Raw genomic sequence first — 17244 nt, 5'->3', positions numbered from 1 at the left:
TCAATTACTTATTTATAAAAATGTTCATCGTTTTTTCTGCAGTGCGCGAATCGTTGCGGCAATTCCATCCGCCGGCTTCGTAGCCGGAATTGGGCCGATAAAACGCTTATATTTATCCCCGCTTAGGCGCAGCGGCTCCTTCGTTAAGTAAAGCATTTCGACAATCTCCTTCATGACGGGGACGAATAGACCGAGCAGCGACAATCCAGCCTTGCCAAGAGCAATAACAGGCTTCTTCATACCGGAGGCTTGCTGGGCGATGCGGACAATCTCATGACCGGAAATAATATCCGCCCCGGGAATATTCCAATTTTGACCATATGCCTGATCCTGTCTCGCAAGCTCTACAATCATAACTGCCGCATCAGGCAAGTACACATATTCGCGAGGAACCTTCATGTTTCCGATGAAAAATGCCATTTTGCCTGCGGCGATCGCTTCGAGTGTCCCTCCCAGATAGGAAGCTTGATTTGCAGTCGGTCCGTAATAGTCCGGCAAACGAACAATCATCGCAGACACATTCTTCCATCTGCTGCTAAAGATCATCTGCTCAAAAGCAAGGCGCACTTTACCCTTTTTGGTATGAGGTTTTTTTGGATGCTCCTCGGTTACCCAATCCATCTGTCTTCTTCCATAAGGGTAAATTCCGTCTATTGCGACAACCTTCAAGCTTAATCGATTGGCAGCCTCCATGATGGCTTCGCCGAGCGGAATCAATTTACTCTCCATTTCGTGGTATGGGACGTTCGCACAATGGAACAATACCTCCGCCTCTTTTGCCGCAGATACAATGTCATCCGGCCGGTATGCATCCCCGATTGCTAATGTAAGATGTGAAGGATTGCCGAGTTCTCTTGCAAGCTCCTCCAGCTTTTGCCGCGACCGTCCAAATGCAATCACAGGCAACCCCCTTTTTACCAACTCAGCCGTAATAACAGCACCAGTACCACCCGTTGCACCCACTACAATTGCTTTTTTCATGTTCATCAACACTCCTCTTATTTGTGATTGATCAATCACTAACTTATGATCACACTATAGCAAGTTGTGATTGATTAGTCAATAACCAAATTTCAAATTTATGGCATCGGCAAATAGCCGAACAATTGGCCGGAACGACCGTCAAGTGTTCCCCTGTCCCTTTGTAGAGCATTTTCGCTATATTTTGCGAATCGATGCAGAAAGAAACGGACTAGCGCAATCTCGAACGCTAGTCCGTCTCTGTTTGTTCGTTATTCGCCTTTTTTAGCTGCTTTCGCTCGACATGAGCCACTCCCCATTGATGTAAGGATTCCAAAATCGGAGACAGGCTCTTACCGTATTCCGTGATGGAATATTCCACTTTCGGCGGGATTTGCGGATAGATGACTCGTTTAACGATCTCTTCCTCCTCCAATTCGCGCAGATGGAGTGTAAGCATCCTTTGCGTGATATCCGGCAGCAATCTTCTTAGCTCATTGAACCGCAAAGGTTCACCTTTAAGCAAATGATAAAGGATCATCGGCTTCCATTTGCCGACGATCGAATCCAGCGCCACAACGAATTGACATTGGATAGGGTCCTTTTGCATACATCCGTCTCCCTTACAGTACCTTTTTTAATACTATACCACATTATTGTGCGTACTTCCCAAAAGAAATATATATTATATGATTAACCTGTAAAGCGTATCTAATATTATTACAGAAGGGAAGTTTGGATTCATGACAACAGTACTGTACATCACCGCACACCCCCTGGATTCCCAGTCATCATTTAGTCTCGCGGTAGGGGAAGAATTTATAGAAACTTATCGTCAAGCAAATCCAACCGACGAAGTGGTTCATTTGGATCTGTACCAAGAGAATATTCCACAAATCGATGCCGATGTTTTACGCGGTTGGGAAAAGCTTCGGACGGGTTCATCGTTCAATCAACTGTCTGATGCCGAGAAATCAAAAGTAGACCGTCTTGGGGCGATTGTTGATCAATTCGTGACCGCTGATAAGTACGTATATGTTTCCCCGATGTGGAATTTCTCGGTCCCGCCAGTCTTGAAAGCATACACGGATGCGACTTCAATTCCGGGGAAGACGTTCAGATATACCAAAAACGGTCCTATAGGGCTATTGCCCGACAAGAAAGCCTTGCATATTCAAGCTAGCGGTTCCATTTATTCGGAAGGTCCTCTTGCCCCACTTGAAATGGGATACAGTTATTTGAATAAGGTTTTACAGTTCTATGGGATATCGACTGAGGCGATTTTGGTTGAAGGAACGGCATCATCGGAGCAAGCTCCGGCTATTAAAGAAAAAGCAATCGCACATGCTAAGGAAGTCGCCCAACGATTCTAATTTAGGAAAGTAAAGTCAGCCTTCAAAAGCTGGTTCTGATTTTCTTTAAGGGGGCCTCATCTGCAGGAAATCAATTCGCATCGATCCCTAAATAATAAGATAAACGTCGATCGACGTACTTTCACAGAAGACAGACTTTTTGAATGTCGTTTTTCTAGCGATTACAGAATTCAGCTTCGCTGAAATTTATATATTTTATAATTTAAAAAAAGCCTGTTGAAGTTTTTCAACAGGCTGACCGCTTCCTACCAGAAGCGGTCATTTTTTTTGCGGAACGGTAGGTCTATTTTGCCAAGAAGGCGTCGACCTGATTCTGCAGCTCATTCTGGATTTTCTTCAGCACCGCTTCGCCTTCCGTTTTGAATCTGGCAAAGTATTCGTCCGGATCAAGCGCGCCGTTAAATAATCCGCTATAATATTTGGCCTGAATGGTCGCGAACTGGGCCACTTCGTTCTTCACCGGCGTCGGATCGAAAGTGAAGCCGGTCATAATATCCTTCGTGAAGTTGTCGGCTTGCGTAATGAATTGACTATACTCTCGGGTCTCTTCGTCGATACCGGCCCACTCCCGCTCTAACGCAGGATTCAACATGAGCTGGAACGAGACAATGCCGCCATCGTTGTTCAGTGTATCGTATTGATGCTCGCCGACCGCTTTCCAGTTCACGCCTTCGATGCCGTGCTCCAACAAATCATAATTCTCCTGCCGGTTGGCCCAATCGAGGAACATCATCGCCCGGTCTTTATGTTTGCTCGTCTTCACAATACAGATGAAATTATCCATTTTGTAATTGGATAGGTTCTTTCCAGGGGTCAGATCGAATAGACGGACGGCTTCCAGCTCTCCATCGGGCACGACCTGCTTCAACTGATCGTTGTACGTCTTGGGAATGCCAAAGGCCATTTGGGGCGTGGCCGCGACTTTGTTCTGGAGCTGCATGTCCCCCGGACCGCTTTTATTCGTCAAGACATCCTGCGACATGACTTTGTCAACGAACAGCTTGCGGACATCCTGGATGCCCGACCAGATCTTTGGTTCCTGGGTTTCAAAGAAGTTGTAGACCTTGCCATCGTTGCCCTTGTAATACAGCATCAAGCTGGCGCCAGCAAAATTCGTTGGACGAATGTTGACGCTGGTATCGTCCCGGATCAGCCAGTTGACCCAGCTGTAGGTGACGTCGTCTGCGCCCGCGAGGAGCGGCGTGATGCCGGAGTTACTGTCACGAACGGCGTAGAGATAAGCTTTTAGATCTTCATACGTCTTTACGGGCGGCAAGTTTAACTGCTCCCTCAGGTCCTTTCGGATGAAGATCGACCTCTGTTGGGTATAGGCGCTTCCTAAGGGAACGCCGTAGATATTACCGTTAATTTTGTTCGCGTCCCACATTTGTTGCGGCCTCGTCTTTTTCACATTAGGGCCGTATTGGTCCAGCAGTTCGCTTAATTCTTCGTAATAGCCCTGGGAAGCCATCGTGTCCAAATGCAGCCACGGGGCATCAAACATCAAATCCACGCTCTCTCCCGAAGCCAGCATGACGTTGGTCTTCTGATTTAGATCGGCAAAGTCGACAAATGTAAATTTAACCTGCGTATTGATTTCGGCTTTTAATCGCTTGTTGACTTCGGCCAGCACCTCGTCATAATTAGCTCCTTTTGCCCCCGGAATGACAACCTCCAAAGTGACCGGTTCAAAGGACGGATCTCCGGTTTCCCCGGCATCGCCCGGCGCGGAGGCGCCCCCGCCGGATCCGGAGCACCCGGACAAAGCGATGGCTAGTCCGAGCAGCGCTGTCACCAAGAATTTGCGTTTTGATTTGGCCATGTAAATGACTCCCTTCAAATTATCAACTTATGTATAAGCGGCTGGCCAGTCTATAACGCGCTCAGCCATTTGCGTAGAGCCCCAATCTTAACCTTTCACCGAGCCGAGGGTCAGACCTTTAACGAAATATTTCTGGACCATTGGATAGACGAGTATAATCGGGCCGATCGTCAGGCATACCGTTGCCAACTTGACCCCTTCCGCCGGCGGCAGCGTCAGCACATTGCCGTGATTAAGCGACGTGAGCTGCATCTGCGACATGAGCTGCCGAAGAAGCAGCTGAAGCGGGTACATATCACTGTTGTCGATAAACAGAAGCGACAGCCACCAATCGTTCCAATATTGCAGCGCATAGAACAAGCTGATCGTCGCAATAACCGGCGTTGAGATCGGCCGGATAATTTTGAAGAAGATCGTCCACTCTCCGGCGCCGTCCATATTAGCCGATTCGTTCAGCTCATAAGGCAACGAGCGATAGAACGAGACCAGGATAAACGCAAAGAATGGATTCATGACATAGGGGAGCACAAGCGCCCATAGCGTATCTTTCAGATGCAGCCACTGAACAACGAGAAGATAGAAGCCGACGAGCCCCGAGCCGAAGACCATCGGCACATAGGTCATGAACGAGAGGAAGCCGCCGTATCGGTTCTTCGGATGGGCCAGCACGTATGCAAACAACGCGGTGACAACGAGGCCGAATACGGTTCCGATGGCTGTTACCGCAATGGTGATGCCATAGCTGGTAAACATTTGCTTGCCCTGAAGGAGAAAGCGATACGACTCCAGCGTAAATTCATCCGGCCATACGGAGTATCCGTTCACCGCCAAGCTTCGGGTGCTGGAGAACGAATTGATGACCATCAGCCAAAAAGGAAACAAACAAACCAGTGCAAATAGAATCAAAAACAGTCCGAATAAGAACACCGCCATTTTATCGGAGAACCCGTTTGTCCGTCGAACTCGTGGGGGCGTGATCAGAGCAACCGGACGATTCATATGGAATTCACCTCCCATTGGATTTCTCAAAACTAAAATAATCTGGAGTCGTTATCGATTTTCCGAACCAGCGCATTAAACGAAACGACGGCGATAAGCCCCATAATAGACTGATAGAACACGATAGCCGATGACATGCTAAAATTGCCCAGCTGCCTTAACGCCCGATAGGAGTATGTATCGATGACATCGGTCGTCGGAAATAGAATCCCGTTGTCCCCGATAATTCCGTAGATCATACCGAAATCACCATAGAAGATACGTCCGACTCCCAAGAGGACGAGAATGATGATTTGCGGCTTCAGCAAAGGCAGCGTAATGTATTTCATCTGCTGCAGCCTCGTGGCTCCGTCCAGGCGAGCGCTCTCATAATAGTCGGAGGAGAACCCGGTAATGGCAGCGATCAGAATAATCGAGTAGTAACCGGCACTCTTCCAGATTCGCGTTAAGGTTAGAATAATCGGCCATACCCACGGGGTCTGGTACCAATCGACGGCTTGAAGTCCGCTCATGCTCAGCACGCGGTTAATTAGACCGTCCGTGTTGTTGAATAGAATGAATGTCATATACCCTACGACAACCCAGGAAATGAAGTAAGGAAGGAAGACGACGGATTGTATCGTACGTTTAAACCATTTCAAGCGAATCTCATTCAAGAAGAGAGCAATGAGAAGCGCAAAAACCATCTCGAAAATAATGAACAGCGCATTTAAATAAACCGTATTGACCGTAACTTGAATCCAATCCCGATTGGAGAAAAAAAAGCGGAAGTTATCCAGCCCCACCCAATCACTGCCCCATATACCTTTGCTGATCTGAAAGTCCTTGAACGCTAGCAGATGTCCGGACAGAGGAATATAGGAGAAGACAACGAGAAAGATGACTCCCGGTATCGCCATCGAATACAAGCTCCGATTCTTTACAAGATCCCTAAACATTCTCAATTTATAGTATCCCTCCATTCGATCTGGTCTGTCCGATGTGGCCAAATCCTGACAGTGTTTATTATGTATGGAAGGAGGATTTCGGAATAGTCCTCATTGTGTCACAAAGGGTACTCAACTTAAGGATTGTGCGGTAATCGGACTTTCGGTATCATCTTAATTTCTACTTTGTCAAAATGAGGACTTCACACAAGGGTCAGGATATGATTGAGTAAGGAGGTCCCGGTTCGTTTCTTCTATCGAACAGTTACGTTATACCCTTAAACCGTCAATCCATCAGCAAGGGGTGCTGGCATTATATGAGGATCAAACCTATTTTACAGAAGACCTATTTTCGAACCTTTCTTTTACTGACCACCGTTCTGATCTGTTCCATTATTCCTTTCGTCTATCTACTGTCTGCGGAATTCGCAAAATACACCATGCTGGAGGTTCGCAGCAGTTCGCAGAACGAAGTCAACAACCTGGCTTCGAAGGCCGAAATGATTCTCGGCAATTTGAAAGCTAACGGGCTCAGCATGTACGCCGATCAGAATATTCAGAACTGGTTCTTCAATACAAGCAACGATCCGCTCATCAACCATGCTGCACTCGTCGCCCAATCCAATTTCATGTCCACCGAACCGCTCATCCAGCGATCCTATCTAATTAATTTGAAGCTCGATCTTGTCGTCGATTCCAAAGTCGGAATTGTCCGCAATGAATCCTTCGCCGACCAGAGCATGCTGAAGCGTGTGGAGTCATTCCACCCCCAATATTTGCGCTTCTTTAATCATTCGCTGGATGGCTCGGACTCCCTGGCCCTTATTCTGCCTGCAACCCCCAAGAAGCCGTCCGACTTCTATCTCGTGCTGCTCGTTGACAAACCGCTGCTGTCGAAGCTTTTGTTCGGCCAAACGGTCTCCTCGGAACAAGACATTCGGATTCTGGACGAGCACGGGCAACTTCTATTGGGCGTGTCTAATCCCGCGCTGAGCGGACAGCTATATCAAGCGAGCCGGGAGCAGCAGGACAGCGATTTTCAAGTTCGGCTCCCGCATCAGAGATGGTTCGTTAATACAGCCAAGCTGACTACTGAAAATTGGTCGGTATACTACTCGAACGAGTATCATATTTTGACACGCCATATCTCCTTATTCCAGCAAAAATTGATAACGTATACATTGCTTCTATTGGCACTCCTCTCCTTGTTGTTCTTCTGGAGTTCTCGCCGTTCCTTGCGCTCCATCACCTTCTTGTCGGAAAAGCTGAAGGGAAAGGTTGCATTCGCAAATGCCACGTCAGATGCCAGGCCGGATATCCAATGGATCAATGACGGCATCGATATGCTTCTGAACAATGTGGAACAGCTTCATGCATCCATGAGAAACCAATCCGAGCTCGTTCGAACGGAGCTTCTCGCCCAGTGGATGCTCCACGGTACGCCGGGTACCAAGTGCTACGAATATATTCAGACCAAGACCAAACTGGCCTCCTGTGAAGCTCTGTTTTTGGCCGTCCTTCGGATCGAAGCCTATACGGTCTTTTGCGAACGTTACGATTTCCCTTCCCGGAAATTGATCAAGTACGCCATACGCAATATTAGCGAAGAAGTGATTGGTGCAGGTTCTTATGCGGCCGAAGGCTTGGATATGGGCGGCGACCATATCATTCTGGTCGTTGGGGGCCATGCATCCGGCGGGCTTCAACTACAACGTCTTCTGGAGGAGACGCAGAATCAGGTTGCACGTATCCTGAACGTTGATACAACCACCGCAGTCAGCAATGCCTATGACTTCGGCGCCAATATCCGAAACATCTATGATCATATCTACGAATTGACGAAGCTGCGATTTCTTAACGGAGAGAAGCAAATTTTTCTGGAGAGCGATTATGAAGAGTTTATGGCAGGGTATCCTTCTGCGTCTGAGGCGCTGGAGACAGCCGAGATCATCAAGTCGATCCGCCGCGGCCGCCCGGAGAGCGCGCTCGCTCTGCTGCGTCAGCATATGAAGCACGTCCATGAACTTCCTTATCGCGACTGCAAGCTTAACCTGACCTACTTTACCTACGATCTGCTCAAGAACTTCAACAAATCCAGCGTCCTGCACGAAATCAGCAGCATTCATCAATTACTCGAGCGGTACAGCACGCTGTCCGAGTATCAAGCATGGCTGGAGAGCATCGTGACAATGCTCGCGTCCGAGACCGAGGTTCCGAAATCTTCAAGCCGCAAGGAAGAAATCGTCCTGGAGATCAAAGAGTACGTGGACAACCACTTGCAGGATGCGCAATTGTCGATCGAGCAGGTAGCCGACAATTTTTCCTTCTCCGTGAGCTATATCCGGCAGCTTTTCAAAGAGATCATGAACGTGTCATTGTCCGAGTACATACTTCAGGAACGAATCGAGAGAGTGAAGGAGAAACTGATATCCAGCCAGCTCTCGGTGCTGGAGATCGCAGATCAATGCGGCTTCATATCCAAAGGGCATTTTTTCGCCACATTCAAGAAGTTCACGAATCTTACTCCGAAGCAGTATCGGGAAATCCACGGGGACTCCGCCGTTAAAGATATCGTTCCTCCCAGCTTATCATGGAGAAGCGGCAGCTAGGTATGCCTGTTCTGCAGGAACAAGCTCAAGTCGAAAAGGACCTCTCCGGTAAAGCCCCACAGCGCTTACGGAAAGGTCCTTATTCGTTCATCAATAACGGTCTGGCGCTCTAACGCTATATACCGGTCGTTACTTGAACCGGCTCTAGCCCTAACTCCGGATTCGCCAGATCGAGTTTATACATGACTTGATTGTAGTTATACCGCGGTGTCGGGATATGATCCGTGAACGTATTCGTGTAGGTGCCTTCGAAATAGATAATTCGGCCGCTTTCCTTGTTGAAGTTTTTGTGCTGGGCCACGTTGTAAAAAGTATAATTGTCATGCGTTACGATCTTTTTGGCAGTAGTCCAAGGGCCTTGAGGGGCCGGAGCCTCCGCGTACCAGATTTCCCCGAGCACCGACGTCTTGCCCTGCAGCTGCTGCCCGATCATCACGTAACGCTGCCGGTAATCGTTCCATTCGACGGAGCTTGAGGCGATTTCCACCGCTTCGCCGGTATCGGCATCTTTCAACTGATAATAATGCGGGTCATCCGCTTGGATCAGCCCTAGTTGGATCAGTTCCTTCTCTTGACTTTGGGTAAGCGGCGGCGTGTTCTTTTTCCAGCCCCATACGAGCTTGCCGTCCTCGTCTCGTTCCAGCGACGTTTGAGCCCCGTTGTATGCCGTTCCCGGCGTCAAGCACGTAAACGATTCGTATTGAGTATAGTCGATGATGGCGTCATAGCTGGCGGCAACTCGCAAATTCGGCATCCGGTGTTCGGTAAAGAGCCAGTAACCCGACCCGTTCTCTTCATAATAGGTTGCTTGGCCTCCCGGATGGCGCCAATCGTCTTTGGAAGGGAACTGGACGACCTGCTCAAACTCCTTCGTATTGTCGTTAAAGACAAGAATGCCGAAGGCGGTGAGATCGGGATTATGCGTGCTGTAGCCGGCGAGCAGACGCTCCTGTCCTGTGCTGTCCTCGGCGGTCATCAAACCGAACACCCAGGCTATACCGGCGCCGTCGGGCAGCGGCGGCACCAAGCTTTTGACGAAGCCGTCGTCTTTCGTAAAATAGTTCAGATTTACGCCGACGTCAGGATCCAACCCGCCGTTTTGCGGCATACTCGAAGTCGCTCCCGTTACGCGGAAATTCCCCAGCGGATAAGCCGGTCTGTCGGTATCGCCCCAGAACCAGTACAGCTTATTGTTGTACTCGATCGTCTGCACGGAATCCTGTCCCATGACCAGACCGTTGATCAGCGGCTCCTGAATCGGCGCATTCAAACCAAGCAGTACGCTGTCGCGGTATATACCCTGTCCCGTAACCCGATACAGCCGTTCCGCGATGTTGACCCGGTTCATCTCGATCGTAAGCATGCCCCCGGGCGTGATCTGTACGGCCTGCCCGCGATTGCCGAACATGTCGGCAGGGAAGTCGTAACCGTCGCTCGACAAATGAAAGAAGACCGACTGATCCATTAGGCCGGGCTCGTTGAAAGCCACGATACCGGCACTGTCCGTGTAATACAGAATGTTGTTCGTCGTCTTCAGCTCAACAAGAGGAATGCCCCGGCCCGTCTCGGCATCCACGATCTTGATCATGAACGGCTCCTGAACCGTTTTCTTTGCATTGCTCAGATGTGGCTCCGCGCTGCTTTCCGCAGCCTGCGCCGTCACCACGGCGCCTGGAGCCGTCATGACCGTCAGTATGATGCATGTCCAAATTCCCGCACGTTTCCACTGCTTCATCTTCATAACTCTTACCTCCCGACTTCTAGTAATTTTGATAGAATGATATCGTTGCTGACCGGATACCGTCTGTTCGAACCCTATTTCTACAGCCATGGGTACGAAACGCCTCCATAACCACCTCCTTTCTCAACTTGGAGAGGAACACATACGCGGATCGAGCAATAAAAAAAGGACCTAGCGACGTACATTTTCAATCAGAACATACGGATCGACAAGCATAAGCGGATGTAAGCTTCGGCGCGAATTTCGAAGAAACTTCGCACCGAGCTCTGCAAGCATTTAGCGGATTACCTGCTCCATGCTGATGAAGGAAGCACTGGCTCTACTAGCCCCACAATATAAAGTAGGAACGCTACAACTAAGTGCAGTTGACGTCAGGATCCGACTCGCATGCGCGACCAATCGAAGCCGATCGCCTCCAGCAGTGCGCGCGCAAGCAGCAGATGCCCCGTCAAGCTCGGATGCACCCGGTCGGACGCCAGCGCAGTCGGATGCACGTATTCGAAATGGCTGGCGAAAGCAGCCTGCGTATCCACAAACAATGCACCTACCCGCTCCGCAACCCGCTTGGCAGCCCGTCCGAACTCGTCCATCCGGCTGCGCATGCGATCTTGGTCATTCGGCTCCAGATAGAACGGTGTCATAATCACGAGTCCCTCCAAGCCGGGAAGTGCCGATCGCACCAGCTCTTCCAGGGTCTGTTCATATTCTTCAAGGCTCACATGCGACTCCGGGATAGCAGGTTGGTCGAACCGCCGCCATACATCGTTGATGCCGATCATAACCGTTAACCAATCCGGATTCAGATCCAGTACGTCCGTCTGCCATCTGGCCTGCAAATCCCGAACCGTATTGCCGCCGATGCCCATATTCGTCACGCGAATGGAGAGCTCGGGATATGCCGCCTGCAGCATCCCGTCCACAAGTGCGGCATACCCTTTGCCGACGCCCTGGAACAACCCTTCCCCGTACGGATATTTACGTTCGCAGTCCGTGATCGAGTCGCCGATCATGACTAGGCGTTGCCCTTCTTTCAGCTTCATCCTTTATTCCTCCCACTCCGTTGGAGCCGAATCGTCTTCACCTCGAACGGACCGAATTGTAGCAATACATTTCCGCCCTCGTGCGGCAATTCAACCATTCTCTCCTCCAGCATATTTGCCTCATAAACCATCGCAACGGACAGGCCGAAGTGAAGCCCGCACGCTACGGAGGCTCCCTTGCTCTCGTACAGACGCACGATCCAATCGCCCGATTCGTCTTCGGCAAGCTTGACCGTCTCCGCGATCACATTGGCTTGATCGACAAAGAGCAACGATTGCTCCTCCCGGCCTCCTCCAGACACGAGGCTGATAGGATAGTTCATCTCATAGGCTTCCCGTACGACAGGACTGCCCAGGAACGCTCCGTTCCAGAAAGTAAATCCATATGTAAAATGATGCGTCCCCTGATCGGACGTCTCATCCGGCCACGTCGGAGCCCGAAGCAGCGTTAGGCTCAGAGTATTGTCGTTGACGGAGATCCCGTATTTGCAGTCGTTAAGCAGCGCAAAGCCGCGATTCGCTTCTGCAAGCGCCGACCACTTATGCTGAACAACTTCGTATCGATCCGCATCATGCGGACGCGAAGCATGATTCGGCCGCTTGACGTAACCGAACTGAATTTCCTGCAGCGACTCGTTCGCATGAACGCGAACAGGGAAATCGACTTTTAGCAGCTTGTTCTTCTCGCGCCAGTGAATCGTCGTATGAAATTCCACCCGGCGGCTGCCGGCACAAAGCCGGATATCCTGGACCAGGGTCGATTGGTTCAGTTCGCGCTCAACCCGAATATTCGCGAAGAGCGGGCCGTTCGCGGTAACGGATACCTTGGCGCTCGTATTCAGCTCGACGGGTGCCAAGCGGTAGCGCCGATCGATCTCCCACGCATCGAAATCCGAATTTTGATCCCGATACATTCGCATGACGTTGCAGCGATCCGCCGCCCATTCCGTGCCGGTCTCCTTGTCAAAAATACGAGTAAGCTCGCCCTGTTCGTTCAATTCGAGTGCAATCCATTCGTTCTCCAGACTCGATTCCGTTGCAAGGACCGCCGATGCTGCTGGAGCATCCGACGCTTCCGCTTCAGCCTTGTACGTCGACCAGCCCATGGAAGGCGCCTCTACCTCGGCATAACGAACGCCTTCGTACAATTGCACCGGCATAACCGCTCCGTTCCCGTCCGCAATCCCATGAACGCCGGCTGGCAACGCGACCAATTCCTTTCTCGACCAGGATAGCGAGTTAAAGACGGTAACCCGGGAGGCATCATCGTCCGTGAGCGCATTCCTTGTATCCGTAGCCATGTCGTACACATTCTCATTCAATGCCATCAGCTCAAGCTTCGCCTCTTCATGGACACGATGGATGGAGGAGCCCGGCAGAATATCGTGAAATTGGTGCAACAGCAGGGTCTTCCATAGCCGGTCCAGATCCTCGTGAGGGTAGTTCCGATTAACCAGCAGCTCCGCGGCAGCTCCCCAAAGCTCCGCCTCGCGGAAGCCGATTTCCGCCTTTCGGTTCAGCTTTTTGATGATCGCTTGCGTCGTATACGTCCCGCGGTGGGCGGGATAATAGAGCTCTCCTACGTATTTGGCATCAGGGATGCCTTTTTCGATCTGATCCTCAAAAAATTCGATCGGCGAGCCATGCTTCGTCTTGGGAACGCCCTCCAAATTACCGAGCCTGCGCATAAATTCGAGATCATCCCGATTGGAGCCGCCGCCTCCGTCGCCGTGTCCGAACTGCGTGAGTCGCGTAGAAATTCCCTCAAGCTGCACACGATCGCTCCACTGATGGATCAAGAACGACGGATTGATCCGAATCGGGTAGTAATCGCCGTAGTTCATCAGATGCGTCAAAATTTGCGAACCGTCGATCCCTTCCCACAGGAACGTATTATGCGGGAACGGGTCCGCTACATTATCATAAGTACCGAACAATTTTGTAGACGCGAAATAATGGATCCCGCAGCCCTTCATGATTTGCGGCAGGTTGCCGGAATAACCGAATACGTCAGGCAGCCACAGCATCTCGTTGTCCACGCCGAATTCGTCCTTGAAGAACCCCTTGCCGTGCAGCGCCTGGCGGATCAGACTCTCGCCGCTGGGTAAATTCGTATCGGGCTCCACCCACATGGATCCTTCGGGTATGATTCTCCCTTCCTTTACCGCCTGTTTAATGCGCCCATACAACTCCGGATACAGCGTCTTGACCACCTGGAACAAATACGGCTGGCTTTGGGTGTAAGTGTATTCCGGATATTCGTCCATGAGCGCCAACTGATTGGACATGGTCCGCGCAATTTTCCGCTTCGTTTCCGCGATCGGCCACAGCCAGGCGACATCCAGGTGGGACTGTCCCATAAGGTACAGGGTCGGCGCCGTTGAACCGTTCATGCAGGCCAAGAGCGGCTCCATCATCTGCCGGCACTGCTTTACGTTCTCTTCCAATAATTCCTGACGCAGGGTCAGGTCGATCGTGGCAAACACCTGAGTCAAACAACGATCAATCTCCGCAACGCGAAGGGATTTGGCATCGAGATGATTGCGAAGATCGTACAAACATTCCATATCGATGAAAAATTGGTAGACTTCCTCTTCAAAAATGCAGAGCTGCGACTCTCCGAACATCGGCTGAGAATCCGTTTGGCCGGCGTACGCTTCCGCGATAATTTCGAATCGCTCGCCGGCTTGCGCCGAACGGGTTAACGTTACGTAATGATGGTTAAGGTCCTTTGCGCCGCTCACAATGCCGTTAATATATACGGTCGCTTCGGATCCAATATCAAGCAAGGCCACAAGACGTTTGCCTTCAGCCTCCTGAGGAACGACGATCATCGAGCGGAACCAGCCGTATCCCCACTTTTCCCCCCACCGTTGACCCGGGGCGATGCGCTCAAACGGTCGCCCATCCATTTCATGGATGAATAGTTGTTCCATTGTTGTAAAACCGGAAAAATCTATAGAGGAAAGCTTCGTCATCATAAATTGATGTCTTTTGTTTAGCAGCTTTTCGGCATGAAATAAAATCTCTTTTTTTTCACTCAAGCTTTCTCACATCCTATGGTTTCGTTATCTTTAATCCTATCGCTCTGCGACTTACTGCCGCCGGCGGCGGTCGGGAACGGAGGGACAATCTCTGTTAGTTGGCTAGAGCTCTTTGTGCAGCGTCATTATAAATTTTCAGCGCTTCATCAATGTTCCCCATTTTTTGGACCTTATCGATAAATGCCTGCCAATGATCGAAGCTGTTCTTACCTGCTACGAATTTGGCCTGTTCTTCCGTAACGAACGTCTTAATCGGGTTCATGATCTCCGAGATCCGCTGGCTTTCATCTCCCGTGAGTTGAATCGACGGCTCGCTCAACCAAGAAGGAACATAGTCGTTCTCGGGCATGGGCAGACTCGTCAGGAATTGCGCTTTCTCAATCGGCACCTCTTCGTATTTGCCGTTAAATACCGTATAGTCTGTCGCGGCAAAATCGACGAACGCTCTTGCATCGCTCACCATCTGCAATCCAGGGTTATGGTTCCGACTTGCGCGCATGCCGTATTTATCGCCCTCCAACCATGGATCCTTGGCCGTTTTCAGCGAGTCGACAAAGGTCGGAACACCCTCTTCTCCGATCGTATAGGTCGTGCCCTCAATTCCCCAAGTGATGAGCTGGATCATCTCATCCGAATACTGATAATCGATGAATTTGATCAATTCTTCAGGGTTTTTCACTTTTGAGCTTATGCCGTAGGCTCCCCAGCCCAAGTCAGGCGTATTGCCGTTTACAACCTCCTGCCAGGCCTTTCCGTACTTCGGATTGTCGGGATACAGCGAAACTGCGAATATCTTGCCGTCGCCCGCTGTTCTCGTATACTCAGCTGGCGTCGTAAACCACTGCGTCAGCCACATGAGATTGTCGCCGTTCAACGCTTTTCTTTTCAACGTATCATCTGTATCAATCGTGTACTCCGGATCTAACAGCTTCTCCGCGTAGAGCTTATTCGCAAACTGCAGCGCATCTTTATACCCTTCTTCCAGAACCCCGTATACGTATTTCTCGCCGTCCCAGAAAATTTCATCCCGGATATGGTTCGCGGAGAACAACGATCTCAAGCTGTTCCACTTTGTCGCAACGGGATATTTGTCGGGGTATAGCTCTTTAAGTTTTTTGGCAGCCCCATAAAATTCATCGAGTGTTTCCGGAATTTTGATGTTATTGGCCTCGAACACGTCATAGCGGTAGGCAGACGTATTCTGGATGAGCATGCCGCGATCCTCGGGGAATCTAGGCGTGGAGGTTTCTTTAAAGGTGAACATGTTGCCGTCGGCATCCGTAACCCGCTTCATCCCGTTTTTTACCTTGCCAATGTAGTTCATATAGTTCGGCATCAAATCTTTATACTGGCCTAACTCGAGAAGCTGGCCTTGTTCGGCCATTTCGGTCGTATCATAGAATAAAGGCGTCACGAAGAAATCTGTCAGATCGTCGCTTGCGATCATAAGTTTGACCTTCTCGTCATATTCGGAAGACGGAATATAGTTATATTCAATTTCCACCTTCTTGCCCATATAAGCTTCCATGCGTTTATGCCATTCCTTGCCTACCAGACTGTTCGGATTATCCACACCGTTCGCAGGCAGCGTGACCGAAAAGCGCATGACTTCTTGATTCTCTTCATGGGTATCCGTATTTTTGGAATTATTCGAACATCCGGAAAAAACCATCAGTAGGGACAATCCGAGGACAAGCTTCTTTGCCAATTTGTTCATTCCATTTCCCCCTAATTTGCACAATTAACCGCTTCTTCTTCAAATCTGCTATTCATTAACTGTCATCAATGACTGCACACTCAGCTTGCTTGCACCGCCGCTCCGCTGCTTTAGCCTTTGATGGAGCCGACGAATATCCCTTTGGTGAAATGCTTCTGGAAGATCGGGTAAATACACATGATCGGAAACATGGTAATAATAATGACGCTCATTCGTACCGCCTTCGGATCAAGCATTTCCCCCGGGGCATTGATGGCAACGGATCCGCCGCCTACTCGTCCTTGAATCGCAGTCGTATCCAAGGTAAACAGGTAGTTTCGGAGCACCATCTGTAACGGATACTTATCCTGATCTCGCAGATAAATCAAAGCCTCGAACCAACTGTTCCAGCTTCCAACCAGACCGAATAGAGCAAAGGTTGCAAAAAGCGCTTTCGACAACGGCAGTATGATCTTGAAAAGAACCACCAAATCACTCGCTCCATCGATATAGGCGGAGTCTTTCAGTTCAGAAGGAATATTCAGAAAGAAGGTCCGAAATAGAAACACATTATAAGCACTGATCGCGCCGGGGAGAATCATGACCCAGACCGTATCCAACAGGTTCAGACCGCGCATAAGCAGATAGGTCGGGATTAAACCGCCGCCGAAAAACATCGTAATCATGAGGAAAAGGGTAAGAAATTTCTTGCCCGCAAATCCCGGGATCGTGAGTGGATAAGCCATCAATGCCGTAAACAGCAGCATGATGCCCGTAGAGCCGGTCGCATAAATGATCGAGTTTAGATACCCTTTAAAAATGTACGGATCCTGAAATACCGTCGTGTACGCTTCCAGATTAAATCCCTTGGGCCAAATGGTTACGCTCCCGGAAGAGATGTAACGCGTGCCGCTTAGCGATGTCGCGATAATGTTCAGAATCGGATACAGCACGACAATCAGGATGAATAGCATGATAACAACATTGAATACATCGAAAGCTCTGGAACCCAAGCTAGCCTTTTTCAACACTCC

At 50.0% G+C, this 17244-nt stretch carries 12 protein-coding genes; 2 read left to right on the top strand and 10 right to left on the bottom strand.

The window, feature by feature from the left end:
- Positions 1–24: 24 nt before the first annotated feature.
- Both MKY82_RS05720 and MKY82_RS05715 read right to left on the bottom strand, forming a co-directional pair.
- Positions 25–981 carry an SDR family NAD(P)-dependent oxidoreductase gene (locus MKY82_RS05720; RefSeq protein ID WP_339295707.1) on the bottom strand — a complete coding sequence of 319 codons (957 nt, stop codon included), beginning with the start codon at positions 979–981 and terminating at the stop codon, positions 25–27.
- A 229-nt stretch (positions 982–1210) separates the two neighbouring features.
- The gene (locus MKY82_RS05715; protein WP_339295706.1) at positions 1211–1570 is read right to left on the bottom strand and encodes a winged helix-turn-helix transcriptional regulator; all 360 of its coding nucleotides are present in this window, start codon (positions 1568–1570) and stop codon (positions 1211–1213) included.
- Between the two features lie 133 nt (positions 1571–1703).
- Between MKY82_RS05715 and MKY82_RS05710 the strand changes: the two genes are divergently transcribed.
- Positions 1704–2333 (top strand): NAD(P)H-dependent oxidoreductase, encoded by a 630-nt coding sequence (locus MKY82_RS05710; protein WP_339295705.1) that lies wholly within the window; start codon positions 1704–1706, stop codon positions 2331–2333.
- A gap of 283 nt (positions 2334–2616) precedes the next feature.
- On the opposite strand, the gene MKY82_RS05705 is transcribed toward MKY82_RS05710, so the two are convergent.
- The 3 genes from MKY82_RS05705 to MKY82_RS05695 all read right to left on the bottom strand — a co-directional run bounded on the left by MKY82_RS05705 (position 2617) and on the right by MKY82_RS05695 (position 6098).
- Positions 2617–4155, bottom strand: coding sequence for an extracellular solute-binding protein (locus tag MKY82_RS05705; protein WP_339295704.1), 1539 nt, complete (start codon positions 4153–4155; stop codon positions 2617–2619).
- 87 nt (positions 4156–4242) lie between these two features.
- Positions 4243–5154, bottom strand: a complete 912-nt coding sequence (locus MKY82_RS05700) for a carbohydrate ABC transporter permease (protein WP_194541119.1) — start codon at positions 5152–5154, stop codon at positions 4243–4245.
- Between the two features lie 32 nt (positions 5155–5186).
- Positions 5187–6098 carry an ABC transporter permease subunit gene (locus tag MKY82_RS05695; protein WP_194541118.1) on the bottom strand — a complete coding sequence of 304 codons (912 nt, stop codon included), beginning with the start codon at positions 6096–6098 and terminating at the stop codon, positions 5187–5189.
- Positions 6099–6397: 299 nt separating this feature from the next.
- Here MKY82_RS05695 and MKY82_RS05690 point away from each other — a divergent pair, with 299 nt between their 5' ends.
- Positions 6398–8689, top strand: a complete 2292-nt coding sequence (locus MKY82_RS05690) for a helix-turn-helix domain-containing protein (protein WP_339295703.1) — start codon at positions 6398–6400, stop codon at positions 8687–8689.
- Between the two features lie 115 nt (positions 8690–8804).
- Here MKY82_RS05690 and MKY82_RS05685 read toward each other — a convergent pair whose 3' ends face one another.
- From MKY82_RS05685 to MKY82_RS05665, 5 genes are all read right to left on the bottom strand, one after another.
- On the bottom strand, positions 8805–10430 hold the full coding sequence (locus MKY82_RS05685; protein WP_339295702.1) for a hypothetical protein: 1626 nt from the start codon (positions 10428–10430) through the stop codon (positions 8805–8807).
- A gap of 371 nt (positions 10431–10801) precedes the next feature.
- Positions 10802–11470, bottom strand: coding sequence for an SGNH/GDSL hydrolase family protein (locus MKY82_RS05680; protein WP_194541115.1), 669 nt, complete (start codon positions 11468–11470; stop codon positions 10802–10804).
- On the bottom strand, positions 11467–14514 hold the full coding sequence (locus tag MKY82_RS05675) for a glycoside hydrolase family 38 C-terminal domain-containing protein (RefSeq protein ID WP_339295701.1): 3048 nt from the start codon (positions 14512–14514) through the stop codon (positions 11467–11469). Before MKY82_RS05675 ends, MKY82_RS05680 begins: the two co-directional genes overlap by 4 nt.
- A 94-nt stretch (positions 14515–14608) precedes the next feature.
- Entirely contained in the window at positions 14609–16231 is a 1623-nt protein-coding gene (locus MKY82_RS05670) for an extracellular solute-binding protein (protein ID WP_194541113.1), read from the bottom strand.
- A gap of 110 nt (positions 16232–16341) precedes the next feature.
- Complete coding sequence (locus tag MKY82_RS05665; protein ID WP_194541112.1) at positions 16342–17238, bottom strand: carbohydrate ABC transporter permease; 897 nt, start codon at positions 17236–17238, stop codon at positions 16342–16344.
- Positions 17239–17244: the final 6 nt, after the last annotated feature.

The sequence above is a fragment of the Paenibacillus sp. FSL W7-1279 genome (genome assembly GCF_037969845.1).
GTDB lineage: Bacteria > Bacillota > Bacilli > Paenibacillales > Paenibacillaceae > Paenibacillus_AQ.
This window is presented reverse-complemented; position numbering and strand designations above follow the sequence as displayed.